Source organism: Undibacterium sp. TJN19 (genome assembly GCF_049339485.1).
GTDB lineage: Bacteria > Pseudomonadota > Gammaproteobacteria > Burkholderiales > Burkholderiaceae_D > Undibacterium.
The window spans coordinates 1,762,893-1,780,707 of sequence record NZ_JBMPPL010000001.1; the positions used below are offsets into that span (position 1 = coordinate 1,762,893).

Sequence of the window (17,815 nt, forward strand, 5' to 3'; positions counted from 1 at the left end):
CAAACTAGGCTTATCACCTGTAACAAAGATTGTCTGCACAGAGGTTTTATAAAACTCCAACAAACTGCGTAAACCGAAAGTGTAACAAATGCTGCGCATTTGTCTCAGCCTTACTCGCAGATGTGGTCAATTTTTATGTAAATCCTTCACAACTCCTGACAACTACTTACAAATCCGTAATGTGTGCCGACCGTAATCATCTAATGTAGAAACCTGGATGGTTCGCCAGCGAACATCCAGGGGACAGGCAGGTATCAGGTTTTACCTGATCCGCCTCGACAATCCAAGCCAAAATTTCACAGGAAGAAGAAAATGGAACAGCCATCAGCCAGCGAGACAAGCGCAGCCATCACCCTTGACATGCCCGAATTGGAAAACACCAGTCACCCGGCCTACCTCGCTGCGGCACTGACGGCCAGCGCCCTGTTGTCTGCGTGCGGTGGCGGGAGTGACCTGCGTTCTGCCGACAGCCTGACGCAGCCACAGGCGGCACCGCTGGCTGCTAGCCCGGCACCTGCACCAGCGGCGCTGGCAAGTATTTCTGAACTTGAGGCGGCACGCTTTCTGGCGCAGGCGAGCATGGGTGCATCGGGTGAGCAAATCGCCCGCGTGCAGGCACTTGGCTATGCGGGCTGGCTGGACGAGCAATTCACCCTGCCCGGCAATGGCAACCGCTGGGACTGGCTGGTTTCCAAAGGCTTGAACGATATGACGTACCGTAATTCGGAAACCGGGTTTGATTCGGCCGCCTGGCGCAAGCTCATCGGTTCGCCAGACACCCTGCGTCAGCGCATCACGCTGGCACTGACAGAAATCATCGTGGTTTCTATTGATGGCCTGATCGGCGGTGGCTGGAAAGCTTTTTCTGCGGCGGCTTATCTCGACATGATGGAGGCAGCCTGTTTTGGCAATTACCGCGATATCCTGCAACAGGTGTCTACCAGCCCGGCCATGGGGGAGTACCTGACCTTTCGTGGTAACACCAAATACAACCCGCAAACCGGGGCCCTGCCAGATGAAAACTATGCGCGTGAACTCATGCAGCTGTTCAGCATCGGCTTGCTGGAACTCAATCTTGACGGCACACCCAGGCTGGCCAACGGGAAAAACATAGAAACTTATACGCTCGATGATATCACCGGCCTTGCCAGGATATTTACCGGCTGGGATTTTGATCTGGCCGGAGGCAAGGCAGATACGCCTGATTTCATGCGCCGTCCCATGATACAGGTACCAGGCAGGCATGAAACAGATGCCTCGACATTTTTGAAAAGCACAGTGCCCGCCGGTCTTGGTGGTGCAGATGCGCTGAAGGCTGCACTGGATATTATTTTCGCCCATCCCAATGTTGCGCCATTCGTCAGCCGCCAGCTCATACAAAGGCTGGTTACCAGCAACCCTGTACCTGCCTATGTGGCACGGGTGGCGGCGGTCTTCAATAATGATGGCACTGGCAGCAAGGGTAATCTGAAGGCAGTGATCAAGGCCATCCTGCTTGATGATGAAGCTCGCAATGCCAGCAATATCAGCAACCCGCAATTTGGCAAATTGCGCGAACCCATGTTGCGTTTCCTGGCCTGGGCACGTGCTTATAAAGCCACGGCTGCCAATGACATCTGGAATATCGGTAACACCAGTGACCCGGCTACACGCCTCGGCCAAAGCCCCCTGCGTTCACCATCAGTATTCAATTTCTTCCGGCCTGGTTATGTACCGCCTAACAGTTCCATCGCAACTGCATCACTGGTCGCGCCTGAATTCCAGATCACCAATGAATCATCAGTCGTTGGCTACGTAAATTACATGCAGCATGCGATCAGTGCCGGTGTCAGTGACGTCGATGCGGACTACAGCAGTTTGCTGCCGCTGGCCGATAACGCCGCTTCGCTGCTTGATGAAATCAACCTGGTGCTGGCAGCCGGGCAGTTGAGCAATACGACTTTGCTTAATCTGCGCACTGCTGTCAACAGCATGCCCTCAGGGACTGACACCAGGCGCACACAGAGAATCTACGCAGCGCTGACACTGGTCATGGCCGCACCAGAATTCATCGTTCTTAAATGAGCGGGCCAGGTATCCACTGTTTTTGCACATCGCCTGCTTCACTTATCTCTGTTTTCCGAACTGGAATCAATCATGAAAAATATGACTACGCCAAATGCTTCACGCCGCGCTTTTCTCCAGCGCGCCTCCGCCCTCTCCATCGCCGGTGTGGCAACACCGTGGGCGCTGAACCTAGCCGCCATGGCCGAAGCTTCTGCTGCCAATGCTGATGACTACAAGGCCATCGTCTGCGTGTTTTTATACGGCGGCAATGATTATGCCAACACCCTCGTGCCATATGACATCGCCAACTACAATGCTTATTATCAACTGCGCCCTACCCTGGCCTATGCACGCGACAAGCTCAGCGGTACGGTATTGCAGCCTTTGTCTGCCCCGGTGGACAGCGCGGGCGTCAGCCGGCAATACGCAATGGCACCAGAACTCGCGCCGCTGATGCCCATCTTCAACGCTGGCAAGATGGGAGTGCTGTTGAATGTCGGTACGCTGGTGCAACCGACCAGCAAGCTGCAATATACGAATAAGACTGCCCCTCTGCCACCCAAGCTTTTTTCACATAATGACCAGCAATCGGTGTGGCAGTCTTCTGCACCAGAGGGGGCAACTTCGGGCTGGGGTGGTCGTATTGGCGACCTGTTCCAGGCTGGCAATGGCAATGCAACTTTCACCTGTGTGAATGTATCCGGCAATGCCGTTTATCTGTCAGGTAACACAGCCGTGCAATATCAGGTATCGACCAATGGTTCCGTGCCTTTCAACGGCTTGCAGGCACCCTTGTTCGGTTCTGCCAATTGTTCGGCGGCCTTGCAGGCGCTGGTCACGCAGGCACGTCCGCATCTGTTTGAAAATGAATATACACGTGTCACCAAACGTTCTATTGATGCCAATGGCGTATTGACTTCAGCACTGGCTGGCGCGCCTGCCATCAAGACTTCTTTCACTGCCGGCAATAACCTCGCAGATCAGTTGAAAATGGTGGCCCGCATGATTTCTGCGGCAAGTACGCTGGGTGCAAAGCGCCAGGTATTTTTTGTGTCCATGGGCGGTTTTGATACCCATGATGGCCTTGTTTCCACCCACCCGGGTTTGCTGGCCAGTGTGGCCGATGCCCTGTCTTCCTTCTATAACGCCACCGTCGAACTGGGTGTCGCCAACAAGGTCACCAGTTTCACCGCATCGGATTTTGGCCGTACACTGAGCGGCAATAATGATGGTTCCGACCATGGCTGGGGCAGCATGCATTTCATGCTTGGTGGTGCCGTACAGGGGCAGCGCTATTACGGTACTGCGCCCGTGGTTGCCAGCAATGGCCCTGACGATGTCGGCCAGGGGCGCTTGCTGCCAAGCACGTCGGTTGACCAGTATGCGGCCACACTGGGTAAATGGCTGGGCGTATCCGACAGTGATTTGCTATCGCTGCTGCCTAATCTGGTGAACTACAATGCCAGCGCCCGCAACCTGGGGTTTGTCTGAATTTTTGACGCTTCAGATCAACCCGAACCAGCCCAGTATCGCACCTGCCAGCAATAGCCATAAAAGATGCAGGCGGGTGCGCCATACTACCAACGTACAGGCTACGGTCAGCAGCCATATTGGCCAGTCTTTGGTGGCTTCTTTATGTGCCGTGGCCATGATCCAGCCGGTTGCCAGCAACAGGCCGATGACGATGGGTGCCATGCCGAGTTTGAATGCACGCACGCTGCGCAATTCACGATTGGCATGACCCCAGCTGGCCGCCATATAGGTCAGCGTGGTACTGGGTAGCAGGATGCCGGTCATGGTCACGGCCACACCCAGCAAACCGGTCCACATGCCGCCGGCATTCATGCCTATGTTCCAGCCCATCAGGGCAATGAACAACACGTTTGGCCCTGGTGCTGCCTGGGCGATGGCGACCGAGGCATTGAATTGTGAATCTGTCAGCCAGTTATTCTGGTCAACCAGGTAGCGGTGCATGTCCGGCAGGGTGGAAATTGCACCGCCGATAGACAGCAGTGACAACATCATGTAATGCATCAGCAGATGCAGCCAGTCCTTGCCATCCATGGAAATGTGCAGGGCAGTGTGGATTGCGTCCGGCATTATTTCAGCCTCCTGTAAATCAGCGCACAAGTGATGCTGCCCAACCCAAACAGCACATAGGCCAGCGGCAGGCGTAACAGGGCGATGCCGACAAAGCATAGGGCGGTAAAAACCAGTGCGATGTTCCTGCCCAGAGGGTTATTCTTTAAAGCAGGGATGAGCTTGAGGGCAGTGGCGATAATCAGGCCAGCCGTGACGGCACTCATGCCGCGTAGCGCACCAACTACACCGGGGTGGCTGGCAAATTGTGCGTAGATCACTGCCAGTACCAGAACCAATAACAGGGGGATGGACAGCATGCCCGCCAGCGCGGCCATGGCACCGCGCAGGCCAAAATGACGGTGGCCTATCATCAGCGATAAATTGACGACATTCGGGCCGGGTAAAATCTGCGCGACTGCCCAGTCTTCGACAAATTCTTCCATGGTCAGCCAGCGTTTGCGCTCCACCATTTCACGCTGCACGATGGCCAGTACGCCACCAAAGCCCTGCAATGCCAAAATGGTAAATGAAATATACAAATCCGCGAGGGATGTGGGCCGCTGGCTCGGAAGTTCTGTGGACATGATGATGGCAGCTTGGTGTTGAGGCAGGCTTACATTGTAAAGCAGCAGGGAAAATGCTGCTGAGCAAATCTTTCACGATCCCTGATTTAGTCTGCCGGACAGATTCCGTGATGGTGCTTTTCATATGCAAAAGGTAAGTACTTGTATCATTTGAAACGAAAATGCCTGTGCGCCGGTTTGTGAAGCTGTTTCAGCTAAAGTATTAAAATTTTATACTTGAAAGAACAATTTCATGATCGAAGACAAGATCGTCATGCAGGAAGGCGAAAGTCCGGCCATGCGTACCGCAGCTGAACGCGCGCGCAAAAGTTTCAAATATTTCTGGCGCGAATTGTCGTGGGAATACCGGCGCATTATCCCCAGCCTGGGCCTGGCTGCGGTCAAGGTCGCCTTCCCTACTGGCCAGACTGGCGATGTCCCTGAAGTCGAGCATATGTGGATCAATGAAATCCAGTTCGATGGTGATACGGTGACCGGTGTACTGCTCAACAATCCGCAATGGTTTGACAGTATCAAGGCCGGTGATGCGGTCAGCGTGCCGCTGGCCGAAATCGGTGACTGGATGTACAGCATCAATGGCAAAGTGTATGGCGGTTACAGCATTGATGTCATCCGCAGCGAAATGTCATCTTCTGAACGCAACGAACATGACCAGGCCTGGGGCCTTGATTTTGGTGTGCCTGGCGAAGTGGCGGTTGTGCCTGCCCAGGTCAAGGAAAAGCCAGGATTTTTATCCGGTCTGTTTGGCAAAAAAACGAATGTGGCAAGCGCAGATAACGAAGACTTGCCTGAACACGCCATGAGTGAAAACATGGCAGAGAAAATGGATAAGGGTTTGCAGGACGAGCCAGCTTTTGCCCGCAGTGTTGATGAAACAGGCTGGACCCTGCTGCAAAGAGATGCACCGGCGGGCAACCTCGCACCCGTTACCTTGCTGGTCAAACATGGCGCCGATGTTGCAGCCCGCAATCCCAAAGGTGAATCTGCGCTTGATCTGGCGCGCAAAATGGGCTGGCCCAGAATTGTCGCCTTCCTTGATACAGTTGACATCCTCGGAAATAGTAATACAGTAAGTCATCAAACTATCGACAACCGCTTTGAGTTTTGAATTAAAACCCCTGACGCATTTCAAGAGCTGCTAGCGTATTGGGAAACGGCACATTTTTCCATTTTTTTTATTTGTTCGTTTGCTAGCTGAATTGACCCGGTCATACGACCCTTCAAATCCCAGTTCTTTCAGATCCAGATGAAGCTGTTTCAGGCTGTGGCGTTGCTTCCAATTCTTGCCTGCTTCGGATTTTTCAGTGCAAATCAACCCTTAAATAGCAGAGACGATGTTTCCCTATTTCAATACGCCCGAATAAAACTTCTTAAGAAAGCCAGACTTGGTAATCGATACCATTCTGAATCTGCCCGATGACCTGTGCTTGATTTTCCGCACTCTCACAAAAACTGGCAAGGGCTCCAGCAGGTGAAATTAGTCCATGGTTAAGTTGATTGGACCAATAATTAAAACCTGCCTGATCTGGAGCACGGTGCAGGACATTCTGATAAAAATTCGTAATCAAGGTGGCGGTACTGGGATTGCTGCCATATTGATTCTGAAATTCTACCGATTGAAAAAAACCTCCAGCTACATCTGACAACGTGGCACCGTGATCCATTGCATTTATCCAGTATCCTAGACCCTTCAAATCCGGTGTACGTCCAAATGCTGCCTGATATAGGCGATATGTTTGACCAGCCGCACCATCAATATCAAAGGCTATAGCGCTATCTGTGAATATTAAACGCTGTATGTGAGATGCTGTTTCTGTCCCATCAACGCCAGTCACATCTTTAATCACAAAATTGTTGGAAGTTCCATTGATACTGTAATTGTCAATTTTCCCAGACAAAATTAGCGAATTGAGTCCAGTACCGCCATGAATCGTGTGATTGCCTGGGCCACTAAAAAAGGTATTGTCACCAGCGTTACCGTACACAGACTGTCCAACTGCGGGAGTCGCACTTAGGCCAACTATATAATCAGTGGCAGCATATTCAAGATTGATGATTTTTATATAGAAACCACCATGTGAATAGTTGCCTGCATAACTGAAATTAATTCCTCCATCGTAATTAGCATTGGCGACAAGAGGTGACAGACCTGGCAAGGGATTGCCAGCTCGGTCTGTAATCTGCACAGCGATACCCGTGTAAGTCGAATTCCAGTTATTGGTAGCGCTGTAATTATTGACAGGATCAGTTGATACAAGCAACGTGTAGTTGCCGGGACCATCCAGGTTAAGTTGATACCAGCCTGTCAAATCACTTGCAGATAGCTTGCCAAAAGACACGGTACCTGAACTTACCTGAAAATTCGGGTCAGGGTGAGTTGCATTGTAACCGTAGGTTCTCGCATCGAAACCAGATTCCGCACCAGGGATGAACGCCATACTTTCTCCTCGAAATAAACGAATTGTATGGTGAGCAGTCCAAGTCAATATAACGAGGTCTTGAGCGCTGATGTAGATTTCGCCTATCAAACGGCGCACAAATTCTTTAATGCCTAGGCTGCTTCACTTAAGAGTGACAGACAATCCGCTGTACTCTCTTATTCCTTAACGAAGTGAATTGCCATTTGGATGACAGTATTGTTAAAAAACTTTAACTATCTGAACGATGCAAAAATTTGAAAGACTAATCGAGCGAGCACTGAAGCTGAATATACTGAATGAACAAGACAAGATAAAAAATACGGCAAAACGAAGAATTAAGTATTGACGAGGCTGGCAGCAATATTGATAGTTAATCCAATTATTGCAACGTTAAACAAGAAACTTAGAACTGATTGTCCCATTACTGTCTTTCGCATTGAACGCGTCAACACGGATACATCCGAAGTTTGAGCAGCCACCGCGATGGTAAATGAAAAATACATGAAATCCCAGTAATCAGGGTTTTGTTCATCGTCTGGAAATCGTAATGGACGTTGCGTTGGCGTAGACTTGTAAAAAACGAGCGCGTAGTGAAATGTAAATAAAATAGCTACTAAGCACCAAGATCCCAATACTGTAAAACCAGTAAGAAGGTAATGTAACAATTTGTGCCCAAACGAGAGGTTTTTAAGGATAGAAAGCTCCAGAATAATGGCAGCGAGACTCGCCATTGAGGCTAACGACATAATGGCGAGCACGGCGATGGCACCTTGATGTTCTTTGGCAGCAATGGTGCGGATTCTTGCATGGCTTGCGTGCACCATCAGCCATCCCATTAAGCATAGATAAGACCAAACGGTTACATTCCACCCTATAAGGATGCGAGTGACAGGATTCATTTGCAATGGCGCAAATATTCCAAGGCTGAGGCCCAATATAATTGCCGACATGAGGCGGGGGCGCGTACGCGTAAATTTAGGCAGGGTCATCATTTTTTAATCCTTTAGGTTATTGAAATGAATAAATATTTCCCGATTTAGCGTAATAGCCGCTCGGCCTAACTGCGCCCAATAGTGAGCATTCCCTAAATAACGCATCGCTTACTGAGGGTTTAAAATTCAGTCAAGGAAGGAAGCATGTCACAAAACAAACAGGCAGGCTATACGCAGAAATTCGAGATTGACGGGGTTGGATTAGTGCGAGCTCCGCAGAGCGTTACCTCAGTCACTAAAATCCCGGGGATAATGTGCAATGGATTTTTGACGAAACGGGCGACGTTAACAGCTACTGTTTCGGCGGCTGCATCTAACGTCGTGTTCACCAGATTTGCAACTTGACGTGTGCCGATAGACCAGCTTGGCAACTAAGTTTTCAAAGCAATCGATCATGGACGATAATATATTTTCCCAGCCAGATTCTGTAACTCCATGATGTCGGTAAGGGTGTCTAAATTGAATCTGGGCAGTTCCTCATGGATGTTCCAGGTCATACGCGTGTCGGACCGCATCGTATCGATTTCTGTAAAACGGCGTATGACCTCCGAATCGTCAATCACTGATTTCATTTATTCCAGCGCACTTCCCATCAACAAGGCCAAGGTTTCTCTGACATGGGCTGTATGGAAACGCAAATAATCCTCGATCTGCCGACGGACCGCGTCAACAATTGGCCAAGGGTAATCGTAATGTCAACTGTAATTCAAAAAACTGCATTAATCTTTTTGCTTGTGGTGCGCACGTATGCGGGCGCGCCATTCACCCAGCACCGTCAGTGCACTCTGAAATTCCCGCTCTATCAAATCAGCTTCGGCATCGGTAATCACACCGTCCAGCAATGCTGTTGATACCGCTTCGGCCACATCGCCTACGCGGCTCATGACGCGGCATACGGTTTGTGACAAATCATCTTCACTGACCTGATTCGGTTCAGGAATGACAAAGGCCGCCATGCCATGCCGGCTTAACAGTGCATGCAGGGGCATGTGCGCATCCTTGACGCCGGCTTCATCGCAATGCTCGACGATGACGGACAGTTCTTCAAAAGAAGGGTAGTGCGATTCGATGCCCGGTGCCAGCTTATTGCGCAAGACATTCACAGAAACGCCCATTTTTGCCGCCAGCGCTTCCAGGCCGCCGGGATAGGCGCGGGCAATTTTATACAGCGCGTCGTGTTGGTTCATGTCGGAGTATTTGCGTGTCATGGTGAATTTCCTGTTTTATTACCGATGATCTTTGTAATTTTGCTCACTATGATGAGCATCAATAAAGAGCTGCACCAAGCGATTACGGATTGTACAGAGGCCTTAACATTATTTCTATAGATGGAAATCATGAACAGATTGAAAAGCAAACTACTCATCATCATGCTGGCGCTGATATTGCCAGGCATGACACTGGCCGCCAGCAGTTCACGTGGGTCGTCTGGCGGCTTCAAAAGCGGCTTCTCTTCCCAGAGAAGTGTCAGCAGGCCAGCGGCACCGCCGCCAACCAATAGCTCTTTTGGCAAATTTGATACCAGCAAACCAGCGTCATATAACAAATCTGACTCTGCCCTGAACCGTGACCTGGAAAAAAACCAGGCGCAGGCGAATGCCCTTAAAAGCATGGACGCCAGGAACCAGAAGAGTAACAGCAGTGCTGGCAATACCAGCAATATCAGCAATACCAGCAATACCAGCAGTAATGCCACTGCGCCAGGCAACCAGTCCGCAGCAAATTATGGCAATGCCACGAATACAGGCAGTGCTGGCAATTACAGGCAGACAGCGCCGGTAACGCCATCGGTCATGCCAGCTGCGCCTATATACCAGCCTGCGCCAGTGATTGTGCAGCAGCGCGGCAGTGGTATTGGCGGTGCAGTCACCGGTGGCATTTTAGGCTTCATGCTGGGTAGCGCGATGAGTCACTCACAAGCTGCAAACCACGATAGCCGCAGTGGCCAGCTTGACCCTTTTCCAACGGCAGGTGCTGCAAACAGTGCAAATGCGGATGGTGCAGTCAAGTCATCTGCAACGGACTCTGCAACAGCGGCACCGGTCGAGCATGAAGCGGTGGGCTGGTCCCTGTTGCGGGTCAGTCTGTGGGCTTTACTGCTTGGAGGCATGGGCTGGCTGGGCTACAAAATCTGGCGCTTCATCAAACCGGTGCAGCCACAGGAAAAGCAGGTTCACTACAGTTTAGGAGGAAATTAATATCATGGCCTGGAAAGACGCTTATCAATACGTGGGGAAAATTTTCAACAAGCAGGAGAGAGTCAACGGCACAGCACAGGACCTGCATCAGGAAGCCGGGCGTCAGGATGCTGCCCTGCCACTGGCTGCCCGCATAGGCAGTGTCGTCAACCTGCAAAAGACGCCGTTGATAAGAGCGATCAGTCAGGGTTCATTGATCGCCATGCCAGACGACGCAGAAACCCGCATCGTTGCCATCAGCCGGGTGGAATTACCGATCAGCGGCAAGATGTATCGTTACTACCTGAATGCTGATGATGAAACCCAGGAAAAATTCTTGCAGCTGTATTGCGATGCCAGTGGTGCAGTCGTGGAGATGTTGTATTGCAGCCGCCTGACCCGCCTGATACCGGAAACAGTAGAAGACCAGCAGGCTTATCTGGGCGAAAACGGGGTCGGCCTGGGTGACCGCAGCTATAGCCTGTGGCGCGAACAACTGGCCGCAATCGGTTGGGACAATGACAGCCTTGATACGGTCTTTGCCGATGCCGACAGTGTTGTGTATGAACGTGATGCCGGCGACGCTGCGCAGGATTTTGTCGCTCCCTTCAAGGGTATCGAAACCCGTATCGACGATGCCGCAGGCCAGCATGGCTTGCAACAGGAAGTGGTGTTCATGCCTTACCGCCGCAACCTGGCAGAAGAGGGTAGTCAGACAGAAATTTTACTGATCAGTACAGAGATTTTACGTAGCAGGGATGGCGACACCAATTCGCGCGGCATCCATGTTGATTTCATGATTGCCATACCGCTGGAAGCGGAAAGGCTGTTGGTGCAGTAGCACCGTTTCAAGCAGTACCCGTTAGTTCTTAATAAAGCAAATTTTGCGTAGCACCTGTAACACATAACCGCGTCACATACTGAAAGGAAGTAACATGAGTAACTTGAATGGCTGGGGCCTGACTGCACGTTTAATTTCCAAACACTTCGGCGCACTGGGCGACAAAGTGTCGGAAGCCATCGCCAATTTTGATCCCGAAACGGCAACAGAAGCAGACCGTGATCGCCTGGCGGCAACGCTCAGGGAAACTGCGCAGAAATTGGCCGCAGCGCGTGCTTCGTTTGATAAGGAACACCAGGACGTCGTGCGCCTGCGCGAACTGATCGCCAACGATGAAAAGGCCACGGCAACCTTGGCCGATCGTCTGGCCGCAGGCAAGATTTCTGAAGCAACGGTGACACTGTTCTGCGATGAACTGGAAGCGAATAAAGCCCGTTTGCCGCTGGAAATCCAGGAAGAAATTGATGCGCAGGAATACATGAACGAATTGCAGAAAATCGTTGATGCATTTTCCAAGCAGCTTGCTGATTTTGATGCCGCTGCCAAAAAAGCCCTGCAAAACCTGGCCTCTGCCAAAGCACAGAAAGACTTGCAGCAACTGCGCGTGGAAAGACAGGAGCAATTGAGCAACCTGTCAGGCATGCAAGGCCATTCCACCGCGCTCAATGCTTTGACACGCCGTGCACAAAGTGTCAGCAATGAAGCTGCCGGTTTGCGTATCGTTGCTGATATTACGCAAAAACCTTTCGATCAGGCGGCGGAAATTGATGCCATCCGCAAATCTGTCGCACAGGCTGACACCAGTGGCGAAACCGCACTGGAAAGGCTGAAACGTTTGTCTGGCAAGCCAGCAGAGGTGGCAGCGCCAGCCGCAGATGCAGCTGTAACGGCAACCGCAACCGCAACCGCTGCTTGATAGGGAATGATCAGTTTGCAGTGATCCTTTGTGTCAGCAAACTCAGCCAGCGGTCTGCACCATCGACTTCACTGACGACTTGTGCATAGTCTGTGACGGTGCGGGCCGCCCGCTCAAGTAACTGGATGTCAGCTTCATGCTGGCGTGCCACATGCGGATCTTCCAGAAACAGGATGCGCCGTATTTTCCTGTCCAGTACCAGTTCTGCCAGTTGCGCATCGCCGCCCATAGGGCCGGATAAATAAGGTTTTACCCAATTTTTTCCGGCTTCTTCCCCTTTGATTTTTTGTGCCAGTTGATTCAGCAAGCCACCCGTGGTCCCGGTGGCATAGCGATAGCCAAAACGGTCCAGTACTGCAAAATGTTTTTCTGCCATCGCCAGCATGCGCTGCTTCATGGCATCATGGGCAATCAGGGCGATACCTTCCTGTGCCAGCACAAAACTGGAATTGAGCGTCACATCGGCCTCTGCACCGGCAGCCTTTGCTTCCAGTTCCAGCCATTCACGTGCGCTGGCCAGCGTGGCAAGAAATGGTTTGCGATGAATGACGCATTGCCGTTTCAGCGCTTGCGCCTCGGGGAAAACCGAAGAAGGGTCAACTGGATCAATCAGATAAATCACTGCGTCAATAGCCAGCTCAGGGGTACTGTCAACGACCCGTGACACGAGTTTCATCAAGCCCCCATCACGCCCATAGGGAAAGCGTTCTATCAATGGGCAGTTTTCCACTAGACCATGGCCTATGATGGCATCCAACGTGCGGCCGACGATGACCATTTCTGCCTGAAGATGTTGCAATGCTGGACCAGCGCCGCGCAGTAACTGCACCAGGGCAGAGTTGGGCGCATCCTGATGAGAACGGTTGGCAATTAGTCCTATGCGCAGTTTTTTGTTGTCGGTCACGGTGGCTATCCTTGATAATGATCAAAATTCATTCTTATTTATCAAATGAATGTGGATGAAATAAATGCATTTACACAGCTTTTTGTATCTGAATTAACGCTAGTTTACTCTGTGTCTTCTCAGGCTGTATCAATCTCGCTACATTTTGTTACCTATTCAAACACTTGCGAAACATGCATGCCGTTTTTGAGGCGTAGCATCCTTGGTCATGCAATATGACAGGTGAGGATAAAATGAAAAAATGGCGACATCTGTTAGTAGTGTTGGGCGTCATGCTCGCTTGTGCCTCTGCATTGGGCGATGACGATTTCGACGACGAAATGCAAGTGCGGCGCTGGGCTCTGTTAGGTGATACCCAGGCGCAAAACATGCTCGGGCTGCTGTACCTCGAAGGTGAAGGCAGCGTGGAAAATATCCAGGAAGCGGCGTATTGGCTGGAACAGGCGGCTGACCAGGGACATGCGGGCGCGCAAGCCAATCTGGGTGTCATGTATCTGACTGGTGAAGGTGAAGAAGCAGACGAAAGACACGCGTTTTCCTTATTTCGCCGTGCGGCCATGCAGGGTCTAACTTCAGCACAAGTGGCTTTGGGTTATATGTATGAAAATGGTAAAGGTGTAGATACCAATGTAGAAGAAGCTGTATTCTGGTATCAGCAGGCTGCGCAGCAAGGCAACGCAAGCGCACAGCATCACCTGGCGCTGGCGCTGCAAGAGGGCGAAGGCGTAGAGAAAAATATTCCACTGGCCGCACACTGGCAAGCGTTGGCGGCAGAACAGGGTTTGTCGACAGCCCAGTTTCAGATGGGTTTGCGCTACCTGCACGGTGATGGCGTTGAACGTGACCTGATCACTGGCTACACTTATTTGCTCAAAGCCAGCATGAAAGTTGGTAGCATGGCCTTGGATAGCCGTGAGCTGGTCAGTAGTGACCTGACAGTGGAACAGATTTCTGAAATACGTGATGATTCGCGTTACTGGAAAGTGCGTTCCTGATTTTTTAGCTGCCTGCTTGAGTGCGCCGCGCATTAGTGCAGGTAGCGTTTTTCAAAGTCTTCCGCAGACATGGCCTGCGAAAATAAATATCCCTGCATTTCATCACAATTCAATTTGCGCAAATAGTCACGCTGCTCCGTGGTTTCCACGCCTTCTGCAATCACCCGCAACTTCAGGGCATGCGCCAGATGAATAATGGCTGTCACGATGGCCACATCACTTTCATCACCAGGCAAGTCATCAATAAAAGAACGGTCTATTTTCAGCTTGTAAATGGGAAAGCGTTTCAGGTAACTGAGGCTGGAATATCCTGTACCAAAGTCATCAATCGCCAGTTTCACCCCTAGCTCTGCCAGTGATTGCAGTTTCCTGAGTGCTTCTTCCACGTCGCGTATAAGGATCGATTCGGTCAGTTCCAGTTCTATGCATTGCGGTTTCAGATCATGTTCCTGCAAGGCGGCGGCGATGCTGTCAACAAAATTGGTTTGCTGAAATTGCAGCGCCGAAACATTGATAGCCACGCGTATTGCCTTGCCATCACGGTTCCACAGTGCTGCTTGGCGGATCGCAGTTTGCATCACCCAATTACCGATGGGAACAATGACACCCGATTCTTCTGCCACCGGTATAAACTGGGCAGGGCTGACTTCGCCCAGGTCTTTATCTGTCCAGCGCAACAGCGCTTCGACCCCGAAGATTTTGCCGGTATCCAGGTCAATCTGGGCCTGATAATGCAGGCGGAACAGATCATGTTCAAGTGCCTGGCGCATCGCATGATCCAGCTTCATGCGCGACAGCAGGCCGATATTCATCTGGCGCTGATAAAAGCGGAAATCTGAACGTCCGCGTTCTTTCACGTGGTACATCGCGCTGTCTGCATTCTTGATCAGATCAGCCATGCTGTGACCGTCTGCCGGGTAGAGCGCAATGCCTATGCTCGACGTGACGGTAAAGTTCATGCCATCCAGTGAAAACGGCGCTGATAATTCTTCCAGCACACGCCGCGCGCAAATTTCTGCACCTTCTGCATCCGCTTCATGCAAGAGCAGGACAAATTCATCCCCACCAAGGCGCGACGCAGTATCCACCTGGCGTACGCATTTTTTCAGGCGCTCCGTCACTTGTTGCAGGACGCGGTCGCCAAACGGGTGACCGAGGGAATCATTGATCTGCTTGAAATGATCAAGATCCAGAAACAGCAGGGCAAAAGTGCTGTTGTTGCGGCTGGCAACGGTGATCGACTGCTTGATACGTTCGCTGAGCAGCAGACGATTTGGCAGCCCGGTCAGCACATCTGAAAATGCCAGTTCTTCTATTCTTTGCTTGGCAGTATGGGTCTCCGTCCTGTCCTTGAAAAAGCCGATATAGTTCAGCGCCTTGCCTTGCTCATCCTGCACCCTCACCAGCGAAATCATGCACAGGTAGGCATGGCCATTTTTGCGGCGGTTCCATAACTCACCTTCCCAGAAGCCCAGGTGCTCCAGCTCCTTCATTAAATTTTCTACCTGCTCGGCATTGTCTTCTTCACGGAAAAATTCCCTCGGTGTCTTGCCGACCATTTCCTGTTCGGTATAACTGCTGAGGCGTTCGAAGCTGGGATTGGTGGTGATGATATTTTGATTGGCATCCGTGATGAAAATCGCGTCCGTACTGGATTCAAATACCTTCGCGGCCAGTTGCAGGCGTGCTTCGTCGGCCAGCCTCTGGGTGATGTCGCGGTAAGAATACACGCGCCCTATCGGCCTGCCCCTTGCGTATTGCGGCAAGGTCACGCGTTCCAGGATCTTGCCGGAACGCAGCACCAGCACATCCGTCGCTTCCATCAGTGGGGAACGGGTAATGGTACCCAGCCTTTCTGAATAATGATGGGCGTCCAGCATGCATTTATCCAGCCATGCATAAATCGCCCTGTCGTCCCGCTGTGTCAGCAAATCATCAGGCAAGCCCCATAGCTCGGCAAACAAATGGTTGTAACTGCGGATGGCCCCATCCAGGTCAGTCACCAGAATGCCGTCGGCTGTGGATTCCAGCGTCGCACGCAATTCGGCAATCAGTTTTTCCAGTTCGTTTTCTACCTGTCTCTGGCCCGAGCGGTCATGAATGGCAACCACATACACAGAACTGTCCATACCCACCCTGACCAGGGTGACCCGCCTTTCAACTTGTACGATGCTGTTATCGGCGCGTTGCAGCAGGGTTTCTGAATGAATATTTTCTGACAAACCGGCAGCTACATCTTCCCAGAAAAACACATCTTCGGGCGCAGCTGCCAGATCTACGATGCCTTTTCCGATCAGGCTGTCAGCATCCATTTTCAGAAGCTGATGCATGGCGCGGTTGGCAGCGACTATGCGCAACTGTATGGGATCAACCAGAATAACCGCTTCCAGCATGCCTTCTATCAGTGCCAGCCATTGATGCGGTCTCATGTTGCTGCCCCGCCTTCTGTCTTGTGCCCCACTTCCAGCCCACGCTCAAAGAAATAACAGAGCCGCTTGCGTGGCGACAGATAATCATAAGCCGCCCTGGGCAATTGCAAAGGTTTCAGGCTGCGGTGTATGCAAAGGATTTTTTCATGTTCCAGGTTGACCACCATCGCCTCATCACGGGGTACTGAGGGGTTGTGTATGACCACCTTGGGTTTGATCGGGCGCATGGAATTGACAGACACCACCATTGCATATCGCTCATCGGTCAGTTGCACGACCGAGCCCGGCGGGTAAATACCCATCATGCGTATGAAGGCAGTCAGGGTCGGCACATGAAAGCGCAACTTGTGCTGAGTGAAAATCTGTGACAAGGCCTCATGTGGCGTCACTGCCAATGCGGGGTTGGCCGGGTTGCAAAGATTGTCGTAGTGGTTGACCAGGGCGACAATGCGCGCAATCGGGCTTAATTTTTCACCTGGCAGATGACCCGGGTAGCCAGTGCCATCAGCATGTTCATGATGTTGCGCGATCAATAGCATGGCGTTTGGCGTCAAGCCCATCTTGCGGGCGAGATTGACGCCATGTACGACATGATCGTGGTACAACTGGCGCTCGGCATGATTGAGATGTTCGTCCGGCCAGCGCAGACGGTCAGGCAGTTCAATCTTTCCAATGTCGTGCAGGAGTGCGCCTATGCCAAGATCGAGCATGTCGGTCTTGCTCAGATGCAGGGCCTGTCCCAGCAATAGCGAGATTACGGTGACGTTGATGGAGTGCAATGAAGTCTTTTCACCGGCTTTTTCAGACAACAGGCGTATTGCAGCTTCATCTTCACCCAGGATCTGCCCCAGAAACCCCTGTATCAATTTTTCTGCCAGCTCTTTCGCCAGCGTGGGCTGTGCATGGGCGATTTCAGTGACTTGCTTGAAGGTCTGTGCCGCGTTGGAAAACTGCCGTTCGCATATTTGCAGACTGGCCTGCTGGTTTGCCAGCAGTTCCCGTCTTTGCCTGGCGTCATAGGCATCGGCGCTTTCCTGCTCTTTTAATGCGATATGGGCACTGGCTAGCTTACTTGATTCAGCTTCTGCGGTGCTTTTGTCTGGTGCATAGCGGATACGGTCCAGGCCAAGCGAGCGTATGGTGTCGATTTGTGACTGGCTACTGATCTTGAAATTTGAAACCGGAAATGGATGATCCATCCAGCCTACGTCAAGATAGACAAACATCCCGATGCGTAGCTGAGATAGTTCAATAAACTGTGTGTGAATATCAGTCATAACACCGGTTTCTGGAAAACAGACCCTGAAGTTTGATGTGTATTCTCAGCAGTTGCCTGCCAGGCAGTAGCTATTTGAGGTATCAATGCATGGTACATCAGCTTTTTACAAGCATAGCTACAAATCCGGCGTGATGTGGATATTAAGCGCCA

The 17,815-nt window shown here is 51.4% G+C and carries 15 protein-coding genes; 7 read left to right on the plus strand and 8 right to left on the minus strand.

Going from position 1 to position 17,815, the window contains the following annotated elements; genetic code table 11:
• The first annotated feature begins 312 nt into the window (after positions 1-312).
• Both ACO0LH_RS08005 and ACO0LH_RS08010 read left to right on the plus strand, forming a co-directional pair.
• Entirely contained in the window at positions 313-2,064 is a 1,752-nt protein-coding gene (locus tag ACO0LH_RS08005) for a DUF1800 domain-containing protein (protein WP_422940505.1), read from the plus strand.
• A 72-nt stretch (positions 2,065-2,136) separates the two neighbouring features.
• Positions 2,137-3,537 carry a DUF1501 domain-containing protein gene (locus ACO0LH_RS08010; RefSeq protein WP_422940506.1) on the plus strand — a complete coding sequence of 467 codons (1,401 nt, stop codon included), beginning with the start codon at positions 2,137-2,139 and terminating at the stop codon, positions 3,535-3,537.
• Positions 3,538-3,549: 12 nt separating this feature from the next.
• Here the strand turns inward: ACO0LH_RS08010 and ACO0LH_RS08015 are convergent, their stop codons facing one another.
• Both ACO0LH_RS08015 and ACO0LH_RS08020 read right to left on the minus strand, forming a co-directional pair.
• On the minus strand, positions 3,550-4,146 hold the full coding sequence (locus ACO0LH_RS08015) for a chromate transporter (RefSeq protein ID WP_422940507.1): 597 nt from the start codon (positions 4,144-4,146) through the stop codon (positions 3,550-3,552).
• Complete coding sequence (locus ACO0LH_RS08020) at positions 4,146-4,712, minus strand: chromate transporter (protein WP_422940508.1); 567 nt, start codon at positions 4,710-4,712, stop codon at positions 4,146-4,148. The genes ACO0LH_RS08015 and ACO0LH_RS08020 overlap by 1 nt, the downstream gene beginning before the upstream one ends.
• Positions 4,713-4,944: 232 nt before the next feature.
• On the opposite strand from ACO0LH_RS08020, the gene ACO0LH_RS08025 reads away from it, so the two are divergent.
• Positions 4,945-5,820, plus strand: coding sequence for a DUF2314 domain-containing protein (locus tag ACO0LH_RS08025; protein ID WP_422940509.1), 876 nt, complete (start codon positions 4,945-4,947; stop codon positions 5,818-5,820).
• Between the two features lie 262 nt (positions 5,821-6,082).
• Here ACO0LH_RS08025 and ACO0LH_RS08030 read toward each other — a convergent pair whose 3' ends face one another.
• From ACO0LH_RS08030 to ACO0LH_RS08040, 3 genes are all read right to left on the minus strand, one after another.
• Positions 6,083-7,150: a DUF4214 domain-containing protein gene (locus ACO0LH_RS08030; protein ID WP_422940510.1), complete on the minus strand. Its 1,068-nt coding sequence runs from the start codon at positions 7,148-7,150 to the stop codon at positions 6,083-6,085.
• A 317-nt stretch (positions 7,151-7,467) separates the two neighbouring features.
• Complete coding sequence (locus ACO0LH_RS08035) at positions 7,468-8,124, minus strand: DUF1345 domain-containing protein (RefSeq protein ID WP_422940511.1); 657 nt, start codon at positions 8,122-8,124, stop codon at positions 7,468-7,470.
• A 719-nt stretch (positions 8,125-8,843) separates the two neighbouring features.
• Positions 8,844-9,332, minus strand: a complete 489-nt coding sequence (locus ACO0LH_RS08040; RefSeq protein ID WP_422940512.1) for a phage regulatory CII family protein — start codon at positions 9,330-9,332, stop codon at positions 8,844-8,846.
• A 129-nt stretch (positions 9,333-9,461) separates the two neighbouring features.
• Here ACO0LH_RS08040 and ACO0LH_RS08045 point away from each other — a divergent pair, with 129 nt between their 5' ends.
• The 3 genes from ACO0LH_RS08045 to ACO0LH_RS08055 all read left to right on the plus strand — a co-directional run bounded on the left by ACO0LH_RS08045 (position 9,462) and on the right by ACO0LH_RS08055 (position 12,058).
• Entirely contained in the window at positions 9,462-10,322 is an 861-nt protein-coding gene (locus ACO0LH_RS08045; RefSeq protein ID WP_422940513.1) for a hypothetical protein, read from the plus strand.
• 4 nt (positions 10,323-10,326) lie between these two features.
• Complete coding sequence (locus ACO0LH_RS08050) at positions 10,327-11,142, plus strand: DUF2491 family protein (RefSeq protein ID WP_422940514.1); 816 nt, start codon at positions 10,327-10,329, stop codon at positions 11,140-11,142.
• 94 nt (positions 11,143-11,236) lie between these two features.
• Positions 11,237-12,058, plus strand: coding sequence for a hypothetical protein (locus ACO0LH_RS08055; protein ID WP_422940515.1), 822 nt, complete (start codon positions 11,237-11,239; stop codon positions 12,056-12,058).
• A 10-nt stretch (positions 12,059-12,068) separates the two neighbouring features.
• Here the strand turns inward: ACO0LH_RS08055 and ACO0LH_RS08060 are convergent, their stop codons facing one another.
• Entirely contained in the window at positions 12,069-12,962 is an 894-nt protein-coding gene (locus tag ACO0LH_RS08060; protein ID WP_422940516.1) for a methylglyoxal synthase, read from the minus strand.
• A gap of 233 nt (positions 12,963-13,195) precedes the next feature.
• Here ACO0LH_RS08060 and ACO0LH_RS08065 point away from each other — a divergent pair, with 233 nt between their 5' ends.
• The gene (locus ACO0LH_RS08065) at positions 13,196-13,957 is read left to right on the plus strand and encodes a tetratricopeptide repeat protein (RefSeq protein WP_422940518.1); all 762 of its coding nucleotides are present in this window, start codon (positions 13,196-13,198) and stop codon (positions 13,955-13,957) included.
• 32 nt (positions 13,958-13,989) lie between these two features.
• Here the strand turns inward: ACO0LH_RS08065 and ACO0LH_RS08070 are convergent, their stop codons facing one another.
• Positions 13,990-16,386: a sensor domain-containing protein gene (locus tag ACO0LH_RS08070; protein ID WP_422940519.1), complete on the minus strand. Its 2,397-nt coding sequence runs from the start codon at positions 16,384-16,386 to the stop codon at positions 13,990-13,992.
• Positions 16,383-17,663 (minus strand): HD-GYP domain-containing protein, encoded by a 1,281-nt coding sequence (locus ACO0LH_RS08075; RefSeq protein ID WP_422940520.1) that lies wholly within the window; start codon positions 17,661-17,663, stop codon positions 16,383-16,385. Before ACO0LH_RS08075 ends, ACO0LH_RS08070 begins: the two co-directional genes overlap by 4 nt.
• Between the last annotated feature and the right edge of the window lie 152 nt (positions 17,664-17,815).